Here is a 26,437-nt window from a genome sequence, read left to right as displayed (position 1 = left end):
ATTTGCCAAGATTACCAATACATATGGCAATGAGCTTGGGAGGGGAAAACGTGTCGAAGAAACATCTGATCCTTCTGCTTTCCTGCTTTTGTTTCGCTACCGGGGCTTCTGCAGAAAGTGTGACTACCACAACACCTGCAACACAGATTATCGAACCTGCGTCGCCTGTACAGACAGCCCAAGTACTATCGAAAAGTCTGCTGGTTGAAACTTTTCAGACAAACCAATGGAAAAAAGAATCGCTTGTGAAGCTAATTGGTCAATCGCTCAAGAGCTTTGATGATTATGAATCTTATGCAGAAGGAATCAGTATCCGATGGGATGAAAACAACAAAGCTTATGGCATTCTTGTAGATTCCACGTATTCTGGAGAGATTGTCAAAGGAATCACTGTCAAGACCACCAAGACGGACTTGACCCGCATACTTGGTAATCCTCGCTTCGTGGACCAATCTAATGGGCTGATTGGCTATCAATACGATACGTACTATTTATTCGCGACATTCGCACAAGAAAAGCTCAAGGGCATCTCTATCTATCGCCGTGATCGAACCAACGATACGAAAACAATGATCGACATGGCGAAGAATCTGGAAAAATATGGGGAAAAACTCTCTTCTCCCTCCACTGCCAATGACTTTTCGATCTTCGGGGCGTGGGGTGCACCAGATTTTACCCACCATCTTCACGGAATAGGAACGTTTGCTTGGGAATACCCATCTCGCGGCATTGCGTATGATGGATTAGAGGCAGATGCCACTTTGACGATTTATAGTAATTTTTCTCTCCGCAATGAACTATCTGCCATCAAAAATGAGAAAAACGTCATCTTTTCTGAAGAGGATTCGATATTCCTAGAAGAGAAGAACAGAGTAGAGTGGGAACAAGTGATGATACAGGCAGCCCAAAAAAATGGGATCCTTTCTCCTGATAAGAAGACCATTGCGTTAATCGATTCAGATGGATTGTACAGCTCTGCCAATATTCGCTTTTATCGCCTGGACTTTACGCCACTTGGCCAGCTTTACCCAGGATACTTTGTCGATGATGTGATTTGGTTGGACAACAACTGGATTTTATACTCGACGATGCAGGGTATCGGCGTGTTTCATACTAAGACTAATGAGCATCGGGTGCTTCTCTCTCCCACGGAAGGAGCAGAGCTTGTGAGTGATTTCTACGATGTAGAAGGCGTCAGAGTAGATGTGAAGAACAACGCCATTCTGTTTGACTTGACCGGGGAGAATCAACCGCCGTATAAGCTGACATACCAGATTAATGGAAATCAAATTCAATTTAAAAAGTAATCCTCTATCATATGCAGGTGCGCAGACAACCTTCTGCGGCAAAGGAGGCGCTTTAGATGGATTGGATAGATGGCCTGGAAGCTCTCGGAAGTGTGATCAAAAAAAGCGTTCAGCTTACCGGAAGAGTATTGCTGGCGTCCGGCGAATTATTGACAACTCTGTTTGAGTTTTTTTGGAACCGGTGGGAACAAAAGCGAATGCGCCAGCCCAAAGCGCCAGCTGGACCACTCGGGAAACAGTAGCAGCAATTCTACGAATGCGGATCTTTTGATTTCGCAGCGAGCGCATCTTCTTCTTTTTCCGCAAGGTATGAGCGCATGCCACGTATAAACAGTTCACGGATGACTTCCTGCTGCGTTTTGCTGCTGACAAGAGAACGGATTTGCGCAAGCTCTGCCACGAGCTCAGAATCCAGATGCAGATTGATCGTTTTTCCTTTGCTGCGCGGGTGAATTTCATAATGTCCCGCACTTTTTCGGAGGTGGCCGTCTATGACGGTGGTTGAATCGAGCAGCTTTGGGTCATGCAAATAAAGGCAAGATGCTTCCAATATGATATGGGTCAGTTCTTCGCTAAAACGAATGGCGAGGGGCTGGCCCTTTTTTTTGTGAAAATCGCGGATTTGACGCGATATTTCCTGATTGGCAGGTGTATTTTTCAAGGTGATCACTGCGAGTTCCATAGTGCCTCCTTACGGGAGTGACAATTCTTCTTCGGCAATAGATGATACGATGTCTCCAGATGCTTCCAGTTGGACTTGGTAGGTGAAGCGCTGATCGTGGCGTTCGATGGCCGTTACGATCGCCCACGCGTCGCTTTCTTCGACTCGAAGCTTCACGCGATCCAGCACCTCGAAAAGAGGGCTTAGAAAGCCTTTTTCATACAATAAAGCAAGCACCCTCTCGCGCGGATAAAGAAAACGTTTGTTTCCCTGTTTGCCTAAAAGAAGGGGGAAAGCATCTCGTTCGTCAATGACTTCGCCGAGATAGCCTTGATCTGCCCAGCGTTTGATCGTGGCCATGCTTCCGACTCTGCCTTGTCGTGCCTCCAAAAGATCAAGAACTTCTCGCGAAGAAAGATACGCTGCTCGTCGCTCGCGCTGTAAGCGGTACGCCTGCTGTTCGGCTTCGAGCTCGGCCAGCTGTGCAGTTGCTTCCAGGATCAAGCTTTTTAAACGGGCGATTTCCTGTTCGTAATCCTTCATTCGCTTCCTTCCCCTCCCCTTTGTTTCTTCCAGCATATTCGCTTCTGAAATCATTCATTCCATGACGGAAGTATTGATTTCGTCGTTCCAGTATCAAAAAGGGAAATGAAACAATCATAAAATCGCGAAACGTCACATTGATTAATAGCAAGCTAACTTTTAGATCAGGTAAGGAGGTTGTTGAGAGATGGGCGTCTCAAACGAGTTGCAGAAAAATTTTACGGAAGTAGTACCTGCTTTAAAGTCGAAGGAAGCCATCGACGAGGCGAATCGCTGTTTGTATTGCTACGATGCGCCCTGTATCAAGGCGTGCCCGACTTCCATTGACATCCCCTCATTTATTCAGAAAATTGCGACTGGCAATCTGCGTGGTTCTGCACGTACGATCATGGATTCCAATCCCGTAGGGGCAAGCTGCGCGCGCGTATGTCCGACGGAAGAACTATGCGAGGGAGCCTGTGTACTGAATCACGCCTCCAAGCCGATCATAATTGGACTTCTACAGCGCCATGCCACTGATTGGGCGATAAAAAACAATGCCACTCTGTTTACAAAAGGAGAGGACAACGGTAAACGCGTTGCGATCGTAGGAGCAGGTCCGGCCGGATTGTCAGCAGCGCGTGAGTTGGCACGCTTCGGATATCAGGTGACTGTTTTTGAGGCAAAAGAAAAGGCAGGTGGATTGAATACGTACGGCATCGTGTCATTCCGTTTGCCTCAAGAAATATCGCTCTGGGAGGTCGAGCAGATCGAAGCGTTGGGTGTAGAAATTCGGACAAATACGTGTATCGGAGTGGACGTGCAGCCAGAGGAGCTGCTCGCTGGATATGATTCTGTCCTGCTTGCGATAGGTATGGGGAGCGTACCCAATCTGCAAATTGCGGGTGAGGATCTAATCGGGGTACTCGATGCCATCACATTGGTGGAGGATACCAAGACAAAACCGCTGACGGATGAGATGGTGGGAAAAAAAGTAGTCGTCATCGGAGCAGGGAACACAGCGATAGACGCTGCCACCTGTTCCAAGCGGATGGGAGCAGAAAACGTGCAGATTCTGTATCGGCGCACCGAACAGGAGATGTCCTGTTATCAGTTTGAGTACGAGTTTGCCAAACAGGATGGCGTGGAATTCCGCTGGTTGGTGGCACCCGCTCGGATTATTGGCGAGAATGGGCGGGTAAAAGGTCTGGAACTAGTCCGGATGGAGCTTGGCGAGCCAGATGCCAAAGGGCGGAAACGGCCTGTCCCGATCCCAGACAGCGAATTTGTCACTGAAGTGGATTACGTCATCAAAGCAATCGGTCAAATGCGGCATCACTCCTTGATTGAAGCATTTGGCATTGAGAACAAAAACGGTGTCGTTAAAGTAGAGGACGATACGTATCGCACGAGCCATGCAAAGATATTCGCAGCGGGAGACGTCATTTTCGGAGGCGGAAAAACAGATGCAATGGTTGTTGATGCAGCGAATCACGGGAAACGTGCTGCTTATGCGATCCATCGCGCCTTGAGTGATGAGAAACAGCCTGTTTGAAAGCCTTATAAGCGATGCCCCCAACGTAAAAGCGTGCGCTGGGGAGTACGGCGATTATTAATCGCTACAAAGATGGAGGAGACCTATCATGGCTGATCTTCGTATCAATCTGGCAGGTATTACATCACCCAATCCATTTTGGTTGGCTTCTGCACCCCCAACCAACTCAGGGTATCAGGTACAGCGTGCATTCGAAGCAGGCTGGGGAGGTGCCGTGTGGAAAACATTGGGCGAGCCGATAATCAACGTCACGTCCCGTTTTGCCGGCTTAAATTATGGGGGTCAGCGCGTATTTGGGTTTAACAATATCGAGCTGATCACGGATAAGCCGCTCGAGGTCAACCTCAAAGAAATGGATGAAACCAAAAAACGCTTTCCAAACCATACATTGATTGCTTCGTTGATGGTAGAGCATAAGCAGGAAACATGGCACGAAATTGTGAAAAAGGTCGAGGCGATCGGCGTAGATGGGCTAGAGCTCAATTTCGGCTGCCCACATGGCATGGCGGAACGAGGAATGGGCTCAGCAGTTGGACAGCACCCTGACCTCATCCGTCAACAAGTGGAATGGGTAAAAGAAGTGGCGCAAACACCCGTCATTGTCAAGCTCACTCCCAATATTACAGATATTCGCTTTACAGCCCGAGCTGCAACACAGGGTGGAGCAGATGCGATTAGCATGATCAATACGATTAATAGTTTGATGGGTGTAGATTTAGACAAATGGCTGCCGATTCCGCATGTGGATGGGAAAGGAGCGCACGGCGGTTACTGCGGTCCTGCAGTGAAACCAATCGCACTCAATATGGTAGCGGAATGTGCCCGGGACGCACAGGTTGGTGTCCCCATTTCCGGCATCGGGGGAATATCGAACTGGCGCGATGCTGTAGAGTTTTTGCTCATGGGGGCGTCAGGGGTTCAAGTATGCACGGCAGCAATGCATCATGGGTTTCGGATCGTAGAGGACATGATTGATGGCCTCAGCAACTACCTGGATCAACGGGGAATCGCCTCTGTCATGGATATTGTCGGAAAAGCGGTGCCCACTTACTCGGATTGGGGACACCTCAATCTCAATTACAAAGTGGTTGCCAGGATCAACGAGGAAACCTGTATTAATTGCAACAAGTGCCATATCGCATGTGAGGACACCTCTCATCAGTGTATCGATATCGTTAGGGATGCTGCTACCGGCAAAGAACGACTGGTGGTTAGAGAAGAAGATTGCGTAGGGTGCAATCTTTGCTCGATCGTTTGTCCAGTAGAAGGAACGATCGATATGGTAGAAATCCCGAATGATCTTCCGCCGCTCAGTTGGAACCAGCGGCAGGCTGCTCTGGCTGCGGGGGATACTTGCGAGACGTAAAATAGGAGCGCAGGGGTAATCTTTTAGGCTTATTTTGCATAGCGTGTATTAGGAAAGGGCACGTCTGTCTCGTGCCCTCTTCTATGGATGGAAAAGGGAGGTAGCAGGCATGAAAAAATGGATTCGCAATGGTACCGTAGTGACTGCGTCCGATACGTATCAGGCGGACGTTCTTGTCGAAGGGGAGAAGGTAGTCGCCATCGGCTCTAACCTGGTTACGGCAGATGCAGAGGTAATCGACGCAACAGGCTGCTATCTGCTGCCAGGGGGGATTGACCCGCATACTCACCTCGATATGCCGTTCGGTGGAACCGTCACGTCCGATAACTTCTTTACTGGTACCAAGGCTGCGGCATTTGGCGGTACGACGAGCATCATAGACTTTTGCTTGACAAATAAGGGAGAGTCTCTTCATTCGGCTATCACGACGTGGCACGAAAAAGCTCGTGGAAAGGCTGTCGTAGACTATGGGTTTCACTTGATGATTTCCGATGCGAACGATCAGATTCTTGAAGAGCTGCAATCGGTTGTGGCTTCAGAAGGGATCACCTCCCTGAAGGTATTCATGGCGTATAAAAATGTGCTGATGGCAGATGATGAGACCTTGTTTAAAACATTGATTCGAGCCAGAGAGCTAGGCGCACTTGTTCAAGTCCATGCTGAAAATGGCGATGTTATCGATTATTTAACCAAAAAAGCGTTGGGCGAAGGGAATACGGATCCCATTTATCACGCTCTTACACGTCCTCCAGAGGCGGAAGGCGAAGCGACAGGACGTGCGATCGCTTTAACGGCCTTGGCTGACGCCCAACTGTATGTCGTGCATGTTTCGTGTGCGGATGCAGTCAGACGAATTGCTGAGGCGCGTGAGAAGGGCTGGAATATATACGGTGAAACATGCCCGCAATACTTGGTGATGGACATTTCTGATCTGGAAAAACCGGATTTTGAAGGTGCCAAGTATGTATGGTCTCCTCCTCTTCGGGAGAAATGGAATCAGGATGTATTATGGAGCGCATTGAAAAATGGCATCCTGCAAACGGTCGGCTCCGATCACTGCCCTTTTAACTTTTCAGGGCAAAAAGAATTGGGGCGTGACAATTTTACGAAAATACCAAACGGTGGGCCAATCATTGAGGACCGCATGACGATTCTGTTCTCCGAAGGTGTGAGAAAGGGCAAAATCAGTCTGAACCAGTTCGTAGACATTACCTCCACAAAGGTAGCCAAATTGTTCGGGATGTTCCCGCAGAAAGGTACGATTGCAGTCGGATCAGACGCGGATATCGTTTTGTTCGATCCTGCCGTCCAGCGCACGATTTCGGTAGAAACCCATCATATGAACGTAGACTACAACCCGTTTGAAGGCAAGGAAGTTCACGGAGAAGTCGTATCAGTCTTGTCTCGCGGCGCATTTGTTATCCGCAATAAACAGTTTGTGGGTCAAGCGGGTGCGGGACGATATGTCAAACGGTCGACGTTTGCCAGACCGTAGAACTTCCCTGCATATGAACAAGAGGAGAGGGGGAGCGAAATGAGGAGCAAGGTTAGTATCGCTTTGATTCAAGCGAAAAACGATGTAAATGGCGACGAGCCGGTTCATCTTCATAAAGAAAAAGCGATCGAAAAACACGTCAAAATGGTCAGAGAAGCGGCAGCCAAGGGCGCTCAAATCATCTGCCTGCAAGAAATTTTTTATGGTCCGTACTTTTGCGCGGAACAAAATACAAAATGGTATGAATCTGCTGAAGAAGTGCCAAATGGACCTACTGTGCAGCTCTTTTCCTCATTGGCATGTGAGCTGGGGACGGTTCTTATCCTGCCTGTGTATGAGCGTGTAGGGATTGGTACCTATTACAATACGGCCGCAGTCATTGATGCAGATGGGACATATTTGGGGAAATACCGCAAACAGCATATTCCGCATGTAGGGGTCGGACAAAATGGATGCGGCTTCTGGGAGAAGTATTACTTTAAGCCTGGAAACCTCGGATATCCCGTATTTGATACGGCTTTTGCCAAAGTGGGCGTGTACATCTGCTACGATCGTCATTTCCCTGAAGGGGCGCGATTGCTTGGATTGAACGGAGCAGAAATTGTATTCAATCCTTCTGCGACGGTGGCGGGGCTGTCAGAATATTTGTGGAAGCTGGAGCAGCCTGCTCATGCCGTAGCCAATGGCTACTATGTGGCCGCGATCAATCGGGTGGGATTCGAGGCGCCGTGGAACATGGGTGAGTTTTATGGTCAATCCTATCTCGTCGATCCTCGGGGACAGTTCGTAGCGGTGGGCAGCCGAGATCAGGATGAGGTTATCGTTGCCGAGATGGATAGAAACCGGATTCATGACGTACGGGACACTTGGCAGTTTTATCGTGATCGCCGGCCAGAAACCTACGGCGACATGGTAAAATTACTGCCCTGAGAAGTGAGAGGGAGGTGCTAGCCACAGCGCCTTCCTCCTTTTCGCATGAGAAGCCAGACGCCTATCACGGGAACATAAGGAGCGTACAGGAATGAGGCAAATCGTTTATCGCGGAGTGGAATATGGAGAAGCAGTTCGCGTCGTGTATGAGCAGCGTTACGAAAGGGAAGAACGCCGCCATTTTATCAACGGCGCAAGTGCCAAGGCGGTTTTTGGATCTGGTGTGTATCTGGTAAGCAATCCCGAAGTCGCAGCGGAATATGCCATTTGTCATGCGCAGACCATGTGGGATAAGGCAGCGGTACTTCGCCAGGAATTGCTATTGCCGGGTTTATTTTGTTTGGACGAGCGGTATGGGGAAAACGAATTGCGCACAGATGCTTTGCGCACCAGACACTCCTCAGAGGAGCTTGAATACCGCTCTCGTTTGATGGGTTATCAGGAATGGCTGGAATGGACGGGAGAGGAAGTAAGGATGTTCTTACTTTCCTGTGGATATCGGGGGATTCGATATCGGATCAGTCCGGAACTAACGTACTATATTTGCTATGAGCCCAACTCTCAAATTAATCATATATCCATTTTATCCGTGCTAGATGTAAGTGAAATCACCTAAGACTATCGACTCGGTCCCCTTTGTTTGGTAAGATTAAACAATATTCGACCATTTTCAACCATTATCGCATATTCACCATCAAACAGGAGGATTGCCAAACAACAATGAGTCTCTTTCGTAACTTAAGTACCCGGGCAAAAATGTTTTGCTTAATTATTATGATGGCTGTCTTCTTGATTGGGGTTGCCTTCACTGGTTTTTATCATGTGAAAGTCTCTGGAGATCGAATGCAGTCTATGTATGCTGATCAGCTCCTTCCAGTCAAATGGATTAACGACTGGCGTCAAGAAATTCGTGCCATTGATGGACTGGTGTACAAAATGATCTTGGATCCGACACCTGCCATCTTTGCTGAGTACAAGTCTGAATTGGATGAGCGGGTGGCTTCGGCCGATCAAATCTTTCAGCAGCTAAAGCAAACGAAGCTGGATGAGAAGGAGCAAGAGAGCGTCAAGATTTTGCAAGAGTTGTTGGACCAGTATCGGAATGATCAAACGGAAGTGATCAAGCTGATCCAGGAGCAGCAAACCGGCCAGGCATATGCATATTATCGGTCCACGGACAAGACGCTCAATTGGATCAATCAAGAACAGTTAGAGTGGGCAACGTACAAGGCTACCTTGGCAGAGCAAATACGTCTAGAAAATGAGGCAGATTCACAGGCAGCGATAATGTTCCTCGTCATTGTTGGGGCAGTTTCTGTTGTTTTGGCAGCGTCCCTTGGCTTTTTGATTGCTCGTACGATCTCCGAGCCACTTCGTGTGGTACAAAAGAAAATGGAAGAGCTTGCCCAAGGAAATTTGGCAGTTGAGCCAGTCAAGTACGTGACACGGGATGAAGTGGGCAGGTTAGGTGTTGCATTCAACGAGCTGGTAAATAATTTCCGTTCGTTGATCGAACAAGTAAAGGTCGCCGGAGAGCAAGTAGCGGCTTCCTCAGAGGAACTGTCCGCAAGTGCAGAGCAATCTGCTCACGCCACTGAGCAATCCCTCGGCAGTGTCCAACAAATCGCAGCCGCTTCCGAGGTTCAGATGCACAGGACCCAAGAAAGTGTTCGCGTGATGGAAGAAATGTCAGTCGCTATTCAGCGCATCGCAGACACCTCAAGCGCTGTTTCTGAGGTATCTGCAAGGGCTGCGCAAGATGCTGAGCTAGGGAATGTACACATACAACGGGCTGTATCGCAGATGGATTCCATGTCTACCTCGGTCAATCACGCAGCAGATCTGGTGCAACAACTGGGTGTGCGCTCGGAAGCGATTGGCCAAATCGTTGATGTCATTACGGGGATTGCTTCGCAAACGAATCTGCTCGCACTCAATGCGGCGATTGAGGCAGCACGCGCGGGAGAGCATGGAAGAGGGTTCGCCGTTGTTGCGGATGAGGTCCGTAAATTGGCCGAGCAGTCTGAAGAGTCCGCCAGAGAAATTGCTCGCTTGATTGAAGAAATTCAGTCCGAAACGACACAGGTAGTTGGTGTCATGATGGATGGGACCGAGGAAGCGAAAAAAGGTGCCATCGTCGTACAGGAAGCGGGACAAACCTTCCAGCGCATCGTGGCTGGTTCACAGGATGTAGCTGATCAAATTCGAGAAGTTTCAGCGGCGACGGAACAAATGTCTGCAAGTGTCCAACAAGTAGCATCTGCTATGGATGAAATGAATCGACTTACAGGAGAAGCTGCAGGTCATACACAAGGCGTTTCGGCAGGGGTAAAAGAACAGCTAGCCTCTATGCAGGAAATTGCCCATTCTAGCAACAATCTAAATGAACTTTCCCACGAGCTGCAGGAATCAATCAGTCAGTTTAAGTGGTAATTATCAGCATAAAGAAAGACTGGCAAGCCCATATTTCGGGTAGCCAGTCTTTTTTTTTAGGTACTCAGTATAAGACGCAATTACGAAGCCCGAGAAGCATTGGTATGTTGTGTTACCCTCTCATATTCCTTTGCACTCATGATAGTGGAGTCGCCTCTCATCATCCATGTGTAGAGGGCAAGAGAGATCAATAGTCCGATCGTCCAGGCGTTATCCCAAATAATATGCAGTCCCGGGATTTATTTACTGATAAACGGAATGGCGATGCCGATCAGCATAGCCCAAATGGCCCGTGTGTTAAAACCAGTTTTGTACGAATAGATCCCGTTCGTTTTATATAGCTCTGTCAGATGTATCCGTCTTTTCCGCACTAACCAGTAGTCAGCGATCGCAATGCCATCAATCGGACCGAGCAGGGCGCCATAGGTTCCCAGCCAGAGGAAAATGTAATTACCAAAATTTTCAAGAATATACCAAGGCTGCATCAATAAGGATACTACCCCGGCAATGATTGCGCCTGCTTCATAAGTGAGTTTGCGCGGCGCCAGGTTTTCTACTGCTCTTGCAGGTGCGACGATGTTAGCCGCTACGTTCGTAGTCAAGGTGGCCAGAATGATACCCAATGTTCCGAGGAAAATGGCAAAAGGCGAGAACTTCGCAAGGACTGCTGCCGGATCCCAGAGAGCCTCTCCGAAGATCACAACGGTAGCAGAGGCGACGGCTACTCCGATAAAGGAGAAAAATCCCATCGTCGTTGGCAAAGAAACAGATTGACCAACGACTTGCGCTTTTTGGCTTTTGGCATAACGACAAAAGTCAGGAATGTTCAAAGCCATGGTTGCCCAGAAGGCGATCGCTCCAGTGAGGGCAGGGAAAAACACCTTCAGAAAATCAGCAGTCGATGTGAATTTAGAAGGCGCTGAAAGCATCGGACCCCAACCACCTGCTTTCGTCAATGCCCAAACCAGCAAAGCAAGGCTCATGATGATTAAGATAGGCGCTGCCCAAGCTTCCATCTTTCTGATTCCTTCCGGTCCGCGATACGCGACCCAGACGTTTAATAACCAGAATCCAAAGAAGGCGATCCAGAGATGACCAGGTACATTGGCCCAGCCTGTCATCGACATAAGCAGCGTGTCGATTGCAGCTCCACCGAACCAACAGTTGATGCCGAACCATCCTGAGCCAATGAGTCCCCGGGCTACCGCTGGAATATGAGCACCTTTGGAACCAAACCACAGGCGAGCAAAAACCGGATAAGGTATACCGAATTTTGTTCCGGCGTGCGAATTGAGAAGAATGGGGATAAGGACAATACAGTTCCCGAGGATGATTGTCAAAATGGCTTGCCACCAGTTCATTCCAAGAGATATCAATCCGGCTGCCATCGCATAGGTGGGCAGACAGATCGACATTCCAATCCATAGACTGGCAAAGTTGTAGGATGTCCACGTGTGCTCGGCGGTGGTCGTAGGACGCAAACCCTCATTATATAGCGGACTGTCTTTGACCAAGCTTTCGCCTTCTCTCGTCAGCGTGACGATGCCGTTTGTTTCAGCCTGCGTTTTCATTACTCTCCCTCCTTTTCGACGAGAAATATCTCGTATTCGAAACGACCGCCCCCAGTTTGTCTCGAATACAAGTTGTAACATTATATTGGAGGAAAGAAGACCTAATTCCTTAATTTTGACAACCTATGGAAAAGCATCTGTTGATCGCTAATTGTTGGCCAAGGAACAGGAATTAATTGGCGTCCGCACATGAAAACACACAAATCAATTGAAATCGCCAAAAGGCAGATGGACCTGCTCAGTCGTGTTCGAATTATTCCCAATTATGCATGTACAGTGATGAATCTCTTTTCTAAGGTTGTGGTCGCACAAGGTGGCGAGGTTGTAGGGGAATGGGCTGTTGATGCCAGGGGCAGAGTGCAGTAAAAATAGTAGAAAGATTATTGACAGACGTCTCTTCACCCATTATCATTGAAAAAATTTCTGGGAGCTGTTCTGGGTTACCACTTTGACAGAACAGTAGAGGAGAGATGACCATGTTGCAAATTGCCCCTGTTACACTGGAAGGAAAGCTGGTTCGTCTGGAGCCGATGGGTTCCCACCATATTGAAGGTTTATGGGAGGCGGGCAGGTTTGAGCAAATCTGGACCTACATGTCTATAGATATGGCAAAGCCAGAGGATGCCCGCGACTTTGTCGAACAAGCCTTGAAAAATGAGCGAGAAGGAACCGAGCTGCCCTTTGTAATCGTGAATCAGGAGAATGGGGAAATCATCGGTAGCACACGGTTTTTAACGATATCGCGCAGGGATCGCGGACTGGAAATCGGATTTACCTGGCTGACGCCTTCTGTCTGGAAAATGTCCATTAATACGGAGTGCAAGTGGCTTTTGCTCCGCCACTGCTTCGAAACATTAGGGTGCATCCGAGTACAGCTCAAAACTGACTCGCGCAATCTCAATTCGCAACGAGCCATTAAACGTATTGGCGGTATTTATGAGGGCGTCTTGCGAAATCACATGGTTTTAAGGGATGGTTACATACGGGATTCCGTTTACTTTAGCATTGTTGATCGGGAATGGCCGTCAGTAAATGAGAAGCTGCAATTGTTGCTGTTTGGTGAATAAACGGGCCAAATGATTGTAGCTGGGAAGGCAGCATGTGTACAATAAGGGTGAATAAAGTAGCACCCATTTCGGAACGCATGAGAAAAGAGGGTATTTATGAGACTGCGTATCTTGCCGGCTGGCTGCATTTTGTTAGTCGGGGATCTGGTCGCCTTCCTGTTATTCGCTTACTATGGAAAATTGGCCCATCATCTTCCTGTTACTTTTGTCGGATTACTGGAGACTTTGGCACCGTTTTTGCTCGGGTGGATCATAGCGATATTTCTGTTTCGCAGCTACAGTGTTCGCGCATATGAAACAGCAGGACGTTTGCTGGTTTCCACACTACTCACTTGGACTGTTGCAGCGCCAATCGGACTCGTTCTTCGCTCCTGGTGGACTGGAGTGCCGATCACGCTTGTTTTTGCCAGTGTCGCCTACTTTATTACACTCGCTTTTTTATTGGGCTGGCGTGTGCCGTATGCCATTGTTTTTGCAATCAAAAAGCGGGGGAGTCGCACAGCTGTGTAAGGCGTAAGAGGTAGGAGTAAAGTGCTATCAATTGGTTACGCTATCCTGTGAGGGAGGTGGACCAATTGGGCAAGAATAACAATAGTAAGGATCTTGGGAAAAATCGTGGGAAAACCCTGGATGAGAATGACCAGAATACTAACCTGCGACAATCCAATCATAATGATCGCAATGAAGGCACAAGCAAAAACCGCTGATTCCTCAGCGGTTTTCTTTTTTGCTTTTGACTTTGATTCCATGAGGAAAGCGTTCGATTACGGGATGGTTGTGATATAATAGGTCTTGTTTTTTAAGCGAGTGGAGGGGAATGGTATGACGGAACCGATGCAAGATGTACAGCCGGTGACCATGTCGTCACAGGCGTTTTTAATATTGTGCCGTCTGTACGATGGATGCTATGACGAATTAAAGCAGAATGAACAGCTCCGTGAAGTTGTGGAGTCCATTGCGAACATGCTCCTGGCAGGGGTGGAAACACTGGAAAAACAGGAGATTAAGCCGAAAAGCATTACATTCCCGCTGACTTTGCAGCAAACCTTTTTCCTGCGTAGACTTGTCGTCGACTTATTAGCACACGCACCACAGAGTGGAGAGGACAAGTCAGCGGTATGGCTGCAAGAATGTCTGACTGCACTATCCGGAGGCGGTGTTCAATCGAATGCCCCACTATCCTGAGCTGCACGTCATAACAAACGGACGCCAATCACTTGAGCAGGTATTGGCGATGGCAGAAGCTGCTCTCGCCGGTGGAATGGACTATTTACATATTCGTGAAAAACAGCGGACGGCCAGGGAGTGTATGGATTGGGTAAAAGCCCTTTCCCATGTGCTTCCTGTGGATCGCATAATCGTTAACGATCGCGCGGATGTGGCGTCAGCCAGCAATTGTCGCGGTGCTCATCTCGCCTATCATAGTCTTGCTCCAAATGAGGCAAGACAAGTATTGAAGGATCATCAATGGATAGGACGTTCGGTTCATTCGATAGCTGAAGCCGAAGAAGCCGTTAGGAACGGGGCAGACTATTTACTATATGGACACATATTTCCGAGCGGCTCCAAGCCAGGTGTGCCCCCCAGAGGGACAAATGAACTTATAAAATTAACCGACCTCGTATCCGTTCCTGTCATCGGATTGGGAGGGATTACCCCGGATCGTGCAGGGGAAGTAATAAGTGCAGGGTGCGCCGGAATTGCCGTCTTGTCAGGAATTACAGATGCCTTGGATGTCAAGCGAGCGGCTTTGGCTTATCGCGAGGCGCTCAATCGTTGGGAGATGAGAGACAGATGAGAGACAGAGATTTGTTACGGAAAAAAATGGGTGTCTATTTGGTAATTGGAACGCAGGATTGCGGCTTTTCACTTGACCGGACTGTAGAGATTGTTCGCGAAGCATTGAGCGGAGGGGTGGGTACTCTTCAGCTTCGAGACAAAGGGAGCAAACTGAACGCAAAGGAACGCTTCGAATTGGGTCGTCAGTTACAGGCTCTGTGCCGTAAGCATGATACCTTGTTCTTTGTGAATGATGATGTTGAATTGGCTGTTCGTTTGCAAGCGGACGGTGTTCATGTCGGACAGGATGATATGCAACTGCGTGAAGTACGAGAAATGGTCGGACCCAAGATGTACATCGGAGTTTCGACAGGTACTGCAGACGAGGCTTTGCTGGCACAAAAAGATAGGGTAGACTGTATCGGTGTAGGTGCCATGTTTGCAACGTCCTCCAAGGCGGATGCGGGTGAACCGATAGGTCCAGAGGGCTTGGCAGCGATTCGCGCGGCAGTAGGCAGAGAGTTGCCGATTGTAGGAATCGGGGGAATCACGCTGGATAATGCTAAAGCCGTCATTGAAGCAGGAGCCGATGGGGTAGCGATTATCAGTGCGATCAGCCGAGCAGTTTCTCCAAAAGAAGCGGCAGAAGCTCTGCAGCGGATTGTACGATCTGTTTAGCACGGACAGGGCGATAAATACATATGGTAGTTTTAATAAAACACTACCGTGTATGATTTGGCGACCAAAAGGAGGTGGAGCCGATGAAAAATCGGATTTACCGGATTGGATATGAATGGGTCAGCAAACGTGAATTGCTAGAACGTCTGTTGATGAATGATTGCGTACTTATCGAGCACAGGCGGTTGCATCCCGCACCAGATGATCAAGACACGGATGTCCCTCCTGAAGATGAGATTCACTCTGTACTGATTCGCAGCCAGCGGCGCCCAGGTGAGTGGGTAACCTTTAACGGACTGTACGAAATCCGTTCGCGCGAGCCAATACCTTGGATTGACTCACCGTTGGAATACCATCAATTTGGTACGGAGCTCATTCCGGGAAATATTCGCAGGGAAAAAGCACCGCAGGGCAGAATTCCCGCCCGAACCAAGTTGCAGATAGCGGCTGTTCGGCAAGATACAGTTTTTGTAACCGTACCTGGTCATCCCTCGCGCCGCTACGAGATGGCCCTGGCGCATGCTCGATTTGCCAAAGATTATCCGACCGAGCTGGAAATGACGCTGCAAGTGTATGCGTTTCCACCAAGGCATGATATATTTGTTGACTGGTTGTTAAAAGAGGGGCGTAAGACGGGAATTATTACACGTCCTAACCAAGAGCGGGTGGAAAAATCCGCTTTTCAAGTCTGGGATGAGCTTCGCAAAGAATACGGAATCAGTGTAAGTGCCGCTCTGCTCGCGATCAAGCAGGCTTTGATCGTGTTGGATCGTGCAGGAGTAGAGACGGATTTTCCTTACCCGGTTCAGGAAAGGTCTGACTTGTCCTTATTTAGTGAAGCCGAACGCGATGCCTTCTATTCTTTCCAATCCGTCCGATGTGCTATGGCAGCCGTCGCAGCCCTGCTCACAACTGAGCCCAAAGATCCTTTGCAAGACATGCTTCTCATGGATATCATGCTAGAACAGCAAAGGAACCGCAGACGTGACTAATGCGTCTGCGGTTTTGGGTTTTTGCTAGAGAAGATGTATAATGGAAGAGTAAAACAATGGAAGGGACGTGACAAGAAATGTATGTATCTATGAATAGACTGACAGTACCAGCAGATTATCAATCACACTTGGAACGGGCGTTTGGTGGGGGCGGCGAGCGAATGAAGGACGTACCAGGCTTTCTTGAATTTCTTTTCCTGGCTCCATCCGAGGGAGATGAGTATGTGGTCTTTACCAAGTGGACAGACGAAGAAGCTTTCAAAGCGTGGACAGAAAGCGAAGCGTTTAAACGAGCACATGCCGGAACGAATCAAAACAGCCCGGTAAAATCTGATTTGCGCAATTACACAGTGAAGGCACATTCCTAAAAAAGCGGCATTTGTCCCTCGACGGGGCAGGTGCCGTTTTCTGCAATCATTGAATAATAAACATTTTTTAACATTTTTTCGCGCAATCATGATATGATTAAGAGAGATACGACGTAAGCGCTTTCCGATTAAACACCTCCCATTTGCAGGACTACGATTTTTTTATCCTATTAAATGAAGGGCGTGATAATCCAAAACGGAGCTATCACCCTGCTTTACTTCTTGCGGTATTTACGTCCATAATATAAGCATTATGATTACATACTTGGAAGAAAAAGCCTCACTGAAGCAAGAAGGAAAAGGAGCCAGAGCGATTTGAAAAATCGAATACGTAAGAATCTTACAAATTTGGCGGCTGCACTAGCAGCTAAAACGTTTTCTTGTCTTTACGATGATACTGACATCTCTGTTTCATTTTTTGAGACACGAGAAAAAACTGAGGCTTTCCTTGTAAATTTCATTCGAAGATTGGCTGACATTGTGGAGACGGAAGATATATCCTCTTTGGATCGAGAAAGTAAGGAATTTGCCTTTTATTGTTCGAATTGTGCAGTACGGTTGTCGTATGTGCTGAAAAGTATTCGGACATGCAGAGATATCATTGTGGATGAAATGAACAAAGATACCTCCTCCTTGTTGTATGCGGAAAGGGAGCAGAAAGAATTTTTAATCGCACAGCTACTGATCTTCAAAGCAGCTGATCATATGATGGCTCTGATCGAAAAGGTTTTCCACCAAACGGATCAAGGGCAAGCTGTAGAGGACACTCTTTTCATCCCGTCACACGCCGAGAATATTGCCGAAGTAGCCGAACAGGAGCTCGTTCAACTAGTTCTGCAGTCTAGTGATATCGCAGTATTGATGATTAATCGTGATTTAACGGTAATCGAGGCGAATCATGCACTTAGTCTGCTGGTTGGTGCTGAACGCAATCAGGTCATCGGTAAAAATATTGACGCAGCATTTCGACCACACGACAGTGAGCGTTTTCTCCAATGGGTCGTGGAAAAAGGGCAATCTGGCCATTATGTTGCGGAGTACAATGGAAAGTGGACTACCGTTAGTACCAGTCCCATTTATCACAAAGGGGAACTGTGGGGTGCTATTGGTGTGCTGCGAAACATTACGGAAAGTAAACGGTACGAAGAGGAACTGAGTAAACGCGAAGCTCTGGCAGCCGTTGGTCAATTAGCAGCGGGAATGGCGCACGAAATTCGGAACCCGCTTACATCCATCAAGGGCTTTATCCAATTGTTAAGAGAGCAAGGCGAGTCAAGCCGTAATGATTCTTATTTTTCAGTCATTTTAACAGAAATTGAACGGATCGATGGACTTTTAAACGATGTGCTCGTGCTTGCCCGTTACAGAGATGATAACATTGTCTCTGAACGATTCCTGTTGTTGGACGAGCTTTATGGGGTATTTCGATTACTTGAGCCAGAGGCGAATCGTCGTGGAATTAATCTGGAGCTTCAGCTAGCGCAAGGAGAATGGCATGTGTTTGGACACCGTCCACGCATCAAGCAAGCCATTTTAAATATCTTGAAAAATTCATTCGAAGCATTGCTGACCAAAGGCAATCTGGTACTGGTCACTGTGTTTGCGTCAATTAATGAAGTAGTCATTACGGTAGAAGATAATGGACCGGGGCTCTCCGAAGTCTGCAAGCAAAACCTGTTTGTTCCGTTCTATACGACCAAACAGGAAGGAACTGGATTGGGTTTGTCCACGACCCAGAGGATCATTGTAGATCACGGAGGAGAGATCTATGCGGACAACTCTCCAAAGCTACATGGTGCGCGATTTGAAATTCGCTTACCTCTTTCTCGAAATTGAATAGATAGCGATATTCAAATAGATAAGTCTTAAGACGGAACAAGCGGCCGTCTTTTTTTCCGTTTTAGATAGGTTAATGGTCCTGTATGAAAAAAAGTTGCAAGTCTTTTGAATCAATCTTTTTGTAAGTTCTTGTCAAAGGGTGTCGCCTGGTGGAATAATTTACAAAAAAGGTGAACGGGAGTTGAACAGGAGTGATCCGCTTACTGAAAAAGGGAGAAAAGGAGTTGAGATTTTGGGAGGGTTGGTATGAGGAAAAAGAGCAACTCTATACCGTACATTTTGGACAGGTAGGGGAAAAAGGTGATCATTATGCAGTTCTCGCCGATCAAGTAGAGGGGAGGACCCATCAGGTTTTGCAAGAATGGGCCGACGAGATGAAGGAAAAGGGGTATATGGAAGTAACGAACGCTGATTTGCGTCCTTTGACAGTGCAATTTCCGAATCTCAAAGAGTCGGACATGGAGTTTCGATATACGATCGAGCAACTCCTGGACGACTGCCTAGGACGGACAGGGAATGGGCATTGCAATGGGGGAGATGACAGCCGGCAAGGCCTGACACTTACTTGTCGCGTAATCCAGATGGATAAAGCTGTCGCAGTTGTTGTTCAAGCCCTCCGAGAGACCTCATTCCTTGAAGGCGTATGCTTTTATTCCGATCAAGAGAACGGACAAAGCATTCCACTATACATAAGTCGGGCTTCTACTAGTCTGGCTATTTTACCAATTGATGACGTAAAGCTTTTGCGACCGCTTGGGTCCGATCCTCCACACCCATTTTTTGCAGAATGCGGTGAACATGGGTCTTAACGGTTCCTTCGGAGATGAAAAGATTTTGGGCAATCTGATCGTTTCTGTATCCGTAGGCGATTTGTTGTAGAACATCCAGTTCACGATCTGTCAAATCGTCCAGCAAAATGGGGGGATTGTTCTTCACCTCGGGAACGGTTCGCTGCACTTGCAGTGCTTCTGCCAGTGCCCTTGCCGCCGTCACGGTATGAAAAAGAGCTTCACCCTGATAGGCACGGCGAATAAGATCCAACATTTCCTGAGAGTCCGCATCTTTTAGCATGTAGCCGACAGCACCGGCGCGAATGCCATCTACTACATAATTATGATTGTCAAACGTGGTGAGGATCAGAACTTTTACACTAGGATGTAGAAGCATGATTTCTCTCGTAGCGTCAATGCCCGATTTATTTGGCATCTGTACGTCCATTAACACAACATCCGGTGTGAGGGATCCGACGAGCTTGATCGCCTCGTCCCCGTCCGATGCCTCTCCTATTACATCCATGTCAGGCTGCATTTGAATGACATAACCCAGCCCCTGACGTATCATGGTTTGGTCATCCACGAGCACCACGCGAATGGCATTTGGTTTCTGTGTATCTGTCATGAGCGCATGCTCCTTTCTACGATTTCACTTGGTTGCAGTGGAATTTTTATATCGAGTTGAAAGCCGTGTGGCTCACGAACAAAATAGTTCAGAGTTCCATTTAGCTGCTTGATTCTCTCCGCTATGCCAGTTAGTCCAAACCCCGGTTTAATTTTTGTTTTTGAAGAAATGCTCCCGTCATCTCGAATGGAAAGGAGCAAAGATTGTTCTTTTTGCTCGATGACAACCTGAATCTCTTTTGCATCTGAATGTCGCAAGGAATTTGTAACCGCTTCCTGTAAAATCCGGTAAAAAGTGATAGTCAATTCTTGTGAGAGCGGGATATCCAAATCGGATGAAATCAGCTCCATTTTAATTCCTGTATGTTTCTCTGCCTGTGACAAAAGCGCACGCAGTGGAGTCAATCCCAAAGAAGTTTTGTCCATCGCCAATGTATGCACGGAAGAACGTATTTCCTCCAGGCTTTGTTTGGCTACTCCCAGCATGTTACGGACCGCTTCCTGCGCATGCTCAGGACCATCCTGGATCATGTACTTCAGGGCGTGGAGCTGTACGATGAGCGAAGTAAGACTATGTCCCAATGCATCGTGAATGTCACGTGCAATTCTCGTGCGCTCTTCCAATACGGCTACTTGCAGGGTATGGATAGTAGCCTCTTGCAATTGGTCATGTGCTTCTTGCAGCTCTGTATGTGCCTTTTGCAATTCCACCAGATGAGATTGATTGATCTTGTAGGCTTCATTTTGGATCCGATATCCTCTGGCACCGATATAGCAACCCACGTAGGTCAGGATAAAGGGAATGATGTGCGTAAATTTTATGGTTTGATCCAAATACAAAAACAATGTTGTCGCTGTACAGAAAAAGGTAGCGTAGGCAAGCGCTCTGCGGCCTTCAATGTGAAAACCGATAAATACAGCCAGAGGGAGCATGAGCCCAAAACCATCGTTGCCAGCCCATAGACCTTTCAAGAGGGCGACAGCACCGAGGAAGATAGTAACTAGCTCAAACTGGATAGGCTTCCAATTCCTTTTTGACATCCAAAAGACCACAATATAAAAAAAGAATAGTACAATCGTTATAGTAAATTGCAACGGAGTCTCGCGCATAAACGAATCCGGAAGCAGGGCTAACACAATCAATACAGAAAACCAGATGATGAGTAAACGTTTTTGAATCGCTTTTACAGTCATTTTTTGCAAAGAGATATCCTTCTTTCTCCGGCGGGTATTCGCTTAGTTTCATTTTAGCATGGGATGTCATCTATCTCTAGATAGACGACGTCCTTGTTTAAATCAACCATCTGATAGACTTTTCCTCGTACGACTATAGGTAAAATGAAGAAGTCAAATGGGGAGATTTGTAAGGATGAGTCTGTGTTTATGAGTGAATGCAAGGGGAGGCTTTCATGAAAGAACTGATTCAGCTGGCAAAGTTTCTGAAGGGAGCAGGTGCCTTGTTCTCATCGCTTTCAAAGAAAGTATTGGACACCGATGAAATAACGTGGCAGCAAGTTCTCATTCTCGAACACATTGGGGAAAGTCCAAAAACAATGGGAGAGATAAGCAAGGCCGCCGATCTTTCTTACAGTACGACTTCTGGGTTAATCAGCAGGCTGGAGCAGCAAAATCTGGTACGCAGGTTTCGGGATCAAACAGATCGCAGAATCGTGTGGGTTTCGCTGACTGAGCGTATATCCGACCAGGAGGGGATGGAGTTGGATGATGCTCGCGCAATCTCATCTCTTCAGGCGTTACATGAGTTGTTATCACAAAAGAAAGAACTGACTAGCTGATCATTTGGGGCAGCTGCGGTTTCAGCCACATTTTACGAAGGCGAAGCCGAGTTTTTCAAAAAGAAGAGGTGAGTGGAATTGAATTTTTCTGAACTGTCGATTAAGCGGCCAGTCACAATGATCATGCTGACTTTGGCGATGATTATTTTTGGCTTTGTTTCTCTCCCTCGCTTGGCGATTGATTTGATGCCGGAGCTTAATTTTCCGGTAGCCGTCGTAGTTACATCCGTTGACGGCGGATCTCCGAGTGAAGTAGAAAAACTGGTCACAAAACCGATAGAAAATGCGTTAGGTACGGTAGCGGATCTAGACAGCATTTCCTCGGTTTCGATTGAAGGGGCATCTCAGGTTATCCTCATGTTTAACTGGGGAACTGATTTGGACCAAGCTACGCTGAACATCCGCGAAAAAGTGGATCAGGTTCGAGGAGCATTACCTGATTCAGCAAGAGCACCCCGCGTTTTACGCATTGATCCAAATAGCCAACCGATCATTCAGTTTGCTGTAACGGGCGACCAGGATGTTAACAAATTAAAAGAAATGGCTGAAGATCTGATTCAATCCCGTCTGGAACGGATTGACGGTGTTGCGGCTGCTTCCATTAGCGGCGGTCAGGACCGAGTAGTCAATGTAGTGGTGGATCCAGCCAAGCTTTCGGCTTATGGGCTGTCACTTGATCAGCTGCAGCAGGCACTGGCTAGCAGCAACCTTTCAGGCTCTGCTGGTGCTGTACGGGAAGGGGACGGAAAACTAAATATCCGTGTGCAAGGTGAGTTCGCGAGTGTAGACCAAATCGCGATGACCCCTGTTTCCGTTGGCGGGAACTCGATTCGTTTAAGCGATGTGGCAGATGTACAGGATACGCTTGAAGATATTAGCCAGCTCAGTTATGTGAACGGTAAACCTAGCTTGGGTATTTCGATCACAAAAGCATCCGGCGGCAATACGATCGAAGTAGCCGACTCAGTGAAAAAAGAGCTGGAGAAGATCAAGAAGGATCTGCCCGAAAACATGCAGATCACAACGACGCTTGATACCTCTACCTACATTAAAGATTCGATTTATACCACTGCTGAACATGCCCTGTTGGGTGGTTTGGTTGGTATGATTTTGCTGTTCTTCTTCTTGGGCAGCTTGCAATCGATGCTGATAGCGATCATCGTTCTGCCCGTATCGGTCATAGCTACATTCCTGTTGATGTATATGACAGGACAGACGATCAACCTGATTTCACTTTCAGGGTTGACGCTCGGCTTGGGTTCATTAATTGACTTTGCTGTCGTTATGCTGGAAAACATTTTCCGACAACGGGAACAAGGCAAAGGTATGATGGAAGCAGCGTTGGTTGGTTCCAAAGAAGTAGGAACCGCTGTTATGGCTTCCGCACTTGCGCAAATTTGCGTGTTCTTGCCGATCGCTCTGACAGAAGGTATTGCATCCGAGCTGTTCGGGCCTTTGGCGCTGACAGTTGTTTACTCCCATATCGCAGCACTCGTATTCTCGATCTTGCTGGTTCCGATGCTCAGCTCACGCATTCTGAAAAAAGTACCGAGCCATGCGAATCATGAAAACTACAGAGGGATCAACCCTGTTACCTGGTTTAACATCGGTTTCAGTAAGGTAGAAAAAGGATACCAAAAACTATTGAAATGGGCTTTGGGACATAGAAAGACAGTGATGTTCTCGACAGTGATCATGATGATCGGCTCACTCGCGCTAACACCGCTGATTGGGGCTGAATTCATCCCGAGCATGGACCAGGGACAAATTAGCGTCTCCATCAAAATGCCAAATGGTACCGTCTTGGCTGAGACGGAGAAGGTAGCAAAGCAAGTTGAAGAGATTGTAAATAAAGTACCAGAAAAAGATATTGTAGCAACGTCGATTGGCAGCAACGGTTCCCCTATTGCGAGCACCTTGTCCTCCAATCAGGCGACGATTACCCTGATACTCGTGGATGTGACTGAACGCAAACGTTCTTCCGATGAGATCGTTATGGACCTGCAGGAGCAATTGAAACCAATTCCGGGTCCTGAAATCAAAGTAAGCGCGGCGCAAGGCATGTCTACCGGATCACCGATTGAGATGACTGTTCGTGGTGATGATCTGGATGTTCTCAAAGACATCAGCAGCATCATCAAAGGCGAAGTAGAAAACGTACCAGGAACAAGCAACGTTACGACCAGTTTGGAAGAATCCAGACAGGAATTCGAAGTGAAGGTAAACGCTGAAAAAGCGAGCCTGTATGGATTGTCTACAGGACAAATTCTCTCTAGTGTACGTACTTCGTTCCAAGGCCAAACGGTAACGAAATACCGCACAGGGGACGATGAGATTGACATTAAACTGAAACTGCCTGAGAATTATCAGGAAGATATTAACTTCTTGAACAACTTGCGTATCTCCACGCCTGGTGGAGCGCAGATCGCTCTGAGTTCGGTAGCGACCATTAGCAAGGTTGACGTGCCACTGACGATTAATCGCTCCAACTTGACTCGTGAAGTAAAAGTGACGAGTGATTTGGCTGGTCGAGACCTGAATTCAGTGTCAACGGACATTCAAGCCAAGGTAGATAAATTGAACCTGCCTGATGGATACAAGGTCGAATTTGGCGGACAAAGCGAAGATATGGCTGAATCATTTGGCAGCCTTGGCCTGGCGATTATCCTTTCAGTCGTGCTTCTTTACATGGTAATGGCTGCGCAGTTTGAATCTCTTTACAGTCCATTTATCATCATGTTCTCTGTTCCACCTACCGTCACAGGGGTTCTTTTGGGCCTGCTCGTGACGGGAACCACTATCAGTGTATCTGTATTCATCGGATACATTCTATTGATCGGGTTGGTTGTGAATAATGCGATTGTATTGATCGACTACGTGAATCAATTACGTGCAAAAGGTTGGGAGCTGCATGATGCGATTCTTCATGCTGGACCTATTCGTCTGCGTCCGATTCTGATGACGACATTGACTACGATTTTAGCGATCGGACCACTTGCTTTTGCAGGCGGTTCAGGTACAGAAACCCAAGCGCCAATGGCCATCACTGTTATTTTTGGTCTGAGCTTTGCTACCTTGATCACGCTGGTACTGGTACCTGTTGTGGCTTCGTGGTTCGATGATATGGGCAAGAAGTTTCGCAGCAAGCGCAAAAAGAAAGAAAAGAAAACCGTTCCCGCTTTGGAATCATAAGACGTTTGTGGGATGAGGAGGGACATTTATGAACATAAGCAAAAAACCCGTCATACTGGCGTTACTCGCCGTTACTCTGGTGGCAGGGTGCTCCAACCCGCAAGCGGCAGCCCCGCCTACGGAAAATGTGGAGTCCGTTACACCCGTACAAGTAGAGACGGTAAATACCGGTTCTGTCAGTTCAGAATCAGGAATCACTGCCAAACTAGCGCCAAGTGAAGAAGTCCAAATTTCACCGAAGATGGGCGGAAAGATTACATCGCTTCCCGTGAAGCTTGGACAACATGTGGAAAAAGGGCAACTATTGTTTAAGCTCGATGAAACAGATTTACAGAACACCCTGAAACAGACTGAGGCTGCTTATCGCGTAGCGCAGGCAAATCTCAAACAAACAGGAAGCAGCTCGGACCAAGGGCTGGTTCAAGCCAAAAACAGTTTGAAACAGGCTGAGCAAGCATTGGCAGATGCCAAGACAAACCAGCAACGGATGCAACAATTGTTTAACCAAGGAGCGATATCTGCTCAACAGATGGAGCAAGCAAACTCCCAGCTAACCACTGCTCAGACCTCCTATGAGAATGCGCAGCAGTCCCTGCAAGCGGCTCAGCAAAAAACAGGACTGCAAGTTTCAGAGGCATCAGTCAATCAATCGTTAGTTAGCTTGGAGAATGCCCGTGAACAATTGGCTAACGCAACGGTCACCGCACCGATCAGCGGATTTGTCTCTAGTGTGAATGGAGCAGTTGGTCAAATGTCTGGTCAGCAGCCTGTTGTTGTGATCGTCAATACCAATCCACTGTTGGTGAAAGCAAACTTGTCCGAAGCGGATATTACCAAAGTGAAAGTCGGTACGGTCGTGAAAGTGAACGTTAATTCTACGGATAAAACAATCGAGGCAAAAGTAACGGCTGTTAGTCCGGTAATGGATTCACAATTAAAGGCGTATCCGATTGAAATTACGATTCCAAATCCATCGAATGAGCTGAAGTCCGATATGGTGGTTAATGTCACGTTCCCTTCCGCAACATCTGGAGGAACAAACGCGTTGGTCATTTCACGTAAAGCTGTATTCGATCGGGATGGTAAACAATACGTCTTCAAGCTGGAAGGTGAGACCGCCAAGCTGACTGAGGTGGCGACAGGTAAATCGTCAAGCGATTTAGTCGAAATCACTAATGGTTTGGCAGCAGGCGATCAGATTGTTGTAAAAGGTCAAACACTCTTGCAAGATGGCAGCAAGATTAGCATTCAGAAATAAATAGAACCGTTGCGTGTAGAAGCGAAAGAGGCGGATGCATTTCCGCCTCTTTTTTGCCGAGTTTTCTAATATGTGTAGGAAAAAAATAAGGTTGACCACGTAAGAATGAGTATGAGGTGTTTTACATTGCACTCCAAAGAGGATACATAATAAATATTACGTAAACTCAAATGTCACGGATTTAAGACAAAGTGTCGGGGCTACTTTTGAAGCAGGGCAAGATTCGTTACA

General features: G+C 47.5%; 26 protein-coding genes and 1 pseudogene. 22 read left to right on the top strand and 5 right to left on the bottom strand.

What is annotated here, in order from left to right; translation table 11 throughout:
* Positions 1-50: 50 nt before the first annotated feature.
* Positions 51-1,307, top strand: a complete 1,257-nt coding sequence (locus tag ACIFQN_RS17965; protein WP_429834394.1) for a hypothetical protein — start codon at positions 51-53, stop codon at positions 1,305-1,307.
* Positions 1,308-1,363: 56 nt separating this feature from the next.
* Complete coding sequence (locus ACIFQN_RS17960; RefSeq protein WP_429834393.1) at positions 1,364-1,549, top strand: hypothetical protein; 186 nt, start codon at positions 1,364-1,366, stop codon at positions 1,547-1,549.
* A gap of 8 nt (positions 1,550-1,557) precedes the next feature.
* Here the strand turns inward: ACIFQN_RS17960 and ACIFQN_RS17955 are convergent, their stop codons facing one another.
* The gene (locus ACIFQN_RS17955) at positions 1,558-1,989 is read right to left on the bottom strand and encodes a hypothetical protein (RefSeq protein ID WP_429834392.1); all 432 of its coding nucleotides are present in this window, start codon (positions 1,987-1,989) and stop codon (positions 1,558-1,560) included.
* A 9-nt stretch (positions 1,990-1,998) separates the two neighbouring features.
* Positions 1,999-2,511: a hypothetical protein gene (locus ACIFQN_RS17950; RefSeq protein ID WP_429834391.1), complete on the bottom strand. Its 513-nt coding sequence runs from the start codon at positions 2,509-2,511 to the stop codon at positions 1,999-2,001.
* A gap of 187 nt (positions 2,512-2,698) precedes the next feature.
* Here ACIFQN_RS17950 and ACIFQN_RS17945 point away from each other — a divergent pair, with 187 nt between their 5' ends.
* The 6 genes from ACIFQN_RS17945 (at position 2,699) to ACIFQN_RS17920 (ending at position 10,269) form a co-directional block, all read left to right on the top strand.
* Complete coding sequence (locus ACIFQN_RS17945) at positions 2,699-4,045, top strand: NAD(P)-dependent oxidoreductase (RefSeq protein WP_429834390.1); 1,347 nt, start codon at positions 2,699-2,701, stop codon at positions 4,043-4,045.
* An 88-nt stretch (positions 4,046-4,133) separates the two neighbouring features.
* Complete coding sequence (gene preA, locus ACIFQN_RS17940) at positions 4,134-5,411, top strand: NAD-dependent dihydropyrimidine dehydrogenase subunit PreA (protein ID WP_429834389.1); 1,278 nt, start codon at positions 4,134-4,136, stop codon at positions 5,409-5,411.
* 109 nt (positions 5,412-5,520) lie between these two features.
* Entirely contained in the window at positions 5,521-6,906 is a 1,386-nt protein-coding gene (gene hydA / locus ACIFQN_RS17935; RefSeq protein ID WP_429834388.1) for a dihydropyrimidinase, read from the top strand.
* A gap of 39 nt (positions 6,907-6,945) precedes the next feature.
* Entirely contained in the window at positions 6,946-7,836 is an 891-nt protein-coding gene (locus tag ACIFQN_RS17930; protein WP_429834387.1) for a nitrilase-related carbon-nitrogen hydrolase, read from the top strand.
* A gap of 91 nt (positions 7,837-7,927) precedes the next feature.
* Complete coding sequence (locus ACIFQN_RS17925; RefSeq protein ID WP_429834386.1) at positions 7,928-8,452, top strand: hypothetical protein; 525 nt, start codon at positions 7,928-7,930, stop codon at positions 8,450-8,452.
* A 104-nt stretch (positions 8,453-8,556) separates the two neighbouring features.
* On the top strand, positions 8,557-10,269 hold the full coding sequence (locus tag ACIFQN_RS17920; protein ID WP_429834385.1) for a methyl-accepting chemotaxis protein: 1,713 nt from the start codon (positions 8,557-8,559) through the stop codon (positions 10,267-10,269).
* A gap of 80 nt (positions 10,270-10,349) precedes the next feature.
* Here ACIFQN_RS17920 and ACIFQN_RS17915 read toward each other — a convergent pair.
* A pseudogene (locus tag ACIFQN_RS17915) lies at positions 10,350-11,840 on the bottom strand (NCS1 family nucleobase:cation symporter-1).
* A gap of 189 nt (positions 11,841-12,029) precedes the next feature.
* Here ACIFQN_RS17915 and ACIFQN_RS17910 point away from each other — a divergent pair.
* The 11 genes from ACIFQN_RS17910 to ACIFQN_RS17860 all read left to right on the top strand — a co-directional run bounded on the left by ACIFQN_RS17910 (position 12,030) and on the right by ACIFQN_RS17860 (position 19,372).
* Entirely contained in the window at positions 12,030-12,206 is a 177-nt protein-coding gene (locus ACIFQN_RS17910; protein ID WP_429834384.1) for a hypothetical protein, read from the top strand.
* 110 nt (positions 12,207-12,316) lie between these two features.
* Positions 12,317-12,907: a GNAT family N-acetyltransferase gene (locus ACIFQN_RS17905; protein ID WP_429834383.1), complete on the top strand. Its 591-nt coding sequence runs from the start codon at positions 12,317-12,319 to the stop codon at positions 12,905-12,907.
* A 96-nt stretch (positions 12,908-13,003) separates the two neighbouring features.
* Positions 13,004-13,417, top strand: a complete 414-nt coding sequence (locus ACIFQN_RS17900; RefSeq protein ID WP_429834382.1) for a DUF3054 domain-containing protein — start codon at positions 13,004-13,006, stop codon at positions 13,415-13,417.
* Between the two features lie 65 nt (positions 13,418-13,482).
* Positions 13,483-13,614: a hypothetical protein gene (locus tag ACIFQN_RS17895; protein WP_429834381.1), complete on the top strand. Its 132-nt coding sequence runs from the start codon at positions 13,483-13,485 to the stop codon at positions 13,612-13,614.
* Positions 13,615-13,729: 115 nt separating this feature from the next.
* Complete coding sequence (locus ACIFQN_RS17890) at positions 13,730-14,092, top strand: hypothetical protein (protein ID WP_429834380.1); 363 nt, start codon at positions 13,730-13,732, stop codon at positions 14,090-14,092.
* Complete coding sequence (locus ACIFQN_RS17885; protein ID WP_429834379.1) at positions 14,076-14,705, top strand: thiamine phosphate synthase; 630 nt, start codon at positions 14,076-14,078, stop codon at positions 14,703-14,705. Before ACIFQN_RS17890 ends, ACIFQN_RS17885 begins: the two co-directional genes overlap by 17 nt.
* Positions 14,702-15,364, top strand: coding sequence for a thiamine phosphate synthase (gene thiE, locus ACIFQN_RS17880; protein WP_429834378.1), 663 nt, complete (start codon positions 14,702-14,704; stop codon positions 15,362-15,364). The genes ACIFQN_RS17885 and thiE overlap by 4 nt, the downstream gene beginning before the upstream one ends.
* Positions 15,365-15,447: 83 nt before the next feature.
* On the top strand, positions 15,448-16,356 hold the full coding sequence (locus ACIFQN_RS17875) for a hypothetical protein (RefSeq protein WP_429834377.1): 909 nt from the start codon (positions 15,448-15,450) through the stop codon (positions 16,354-16,356).
* A 77-nt stretch (positions 16,357-16,433) separates the two neighbouring features.
* Positions 16,434-16,724: an antibiotic biosynthesis monooxygenase family protein gene (locus ACIFQN_RS17870; protein ID WP_429834376.1), complete on the top strand. Its 291-nt coding sequence runs from the start codon at positions 16,434-16,436 to the stop codon at positions 16,722-16,724.
* Positions 16,725-17,039: 315 nt separating this feature from the next.
* Complete coding sequence (locus ACIFQN_RS17865) at positions 17,040-18,560, top strand: two-component system sensor histidine kinase NtrB (protein ID WP_429834375.1); 1,521 nt, start codon at positions 17,040-17,042, stop codon at positions 18,558-18,560.
* A gap of 227 nt (positions 18,561-18,787) precedes the next feature.
* Entirely contained in the window at positions 18,788-19,372 is a 585-nt protein-coding gene (locus ACIFQN_RS17860; RefSeq protein WP_429834374.1) for a hypothetical protein, read from the top strand.
* Here ACIFQN_RS17860 and ACIFQN_RS17855 read toward each other — a convergent pair.
* Positions 19,278-19,961, bottom strand: coding sequence for a response regulator (locus tag ACIFQN_RS17855; RefSeq protein WP_429834373.1), 684 nt, complete (start codon positions 19,959-19,961; stop codon positions 19,278-19,280). The two genes, ACIFQN_RS17860 and ACIFQN_RS17855, sit on opposite strands and share 95 nt — an antisense overlap.
* On the bottom strand, positions 19,958-21,154 hold the full coding sequence (locus ACIFQN_RS17850; RefSeq protein WP_429834909.1) for a sensor histidine kinase: 1,197 nt from the start codon (positions 21,152-21,154) through the stop codon (positions 19,958-19,960). Before ACIFQN_RS17850 ends, ACIFQN_RS17855 begins: the two co-directional genes overlap by 4 nt.
* Before the next feature lie 215 nt (positions 21,155-21,369).
* Here ACIFQN_RS17850 and ACIFQN_RS17845 point away from each other — a divergent pair, with 215 nt between their 5' ends.
* The 3 genes from ACIFQN_RS17845 (at position 21,370) to ACIFQN_RS17835 (ending at position 26,206) form a co-directional block, all read left to right on the top strand.
* A complete protein-coding gene (locus tag ACIFQN_RS17845) occupies positions 21,370-21,756 on the top strand; it encodes a MarR family winged helix-turn-helix transcriptional regulator (protein ID WP_429834372.1) in 387 nt (128 codons plus the stop codon).
* A gap of 78 nt (positions 21,757-21,834) precedes the next feature.
* A complete protein-coding gene (locus tag ACIFQN_RS17840; protein WP_429834371.1) occupies positions 21,835-24,948 on the top strand; it encodes an efflux RND transporter permease subunit in 3,114 nt (1,037 codons plus the stop codon).
* Positions 24,949-24,976: 28 nt separating this feature from the next.
* Positions 24,977-26,206, top strand: coding sequence for an efflux RND transporter periplasmic adaptor subunit (locus tag ACIFQN_RS17835; RefSeq protein ID WP_429834370.1), 1,230 nt, complete (start codon positions 24,977-24,979; stop codon positions 26,204-26,206).
* The last annotated feature ends 231 nt before the right edge of the window (positions 26,207-26,437 follow it).

The organism is Brevibacillus sp. NRS-1366, from assembly GCF_050467985.1.
This window is presented reverse-complemented; position numbering and strand designations above follow the sequence as displayed.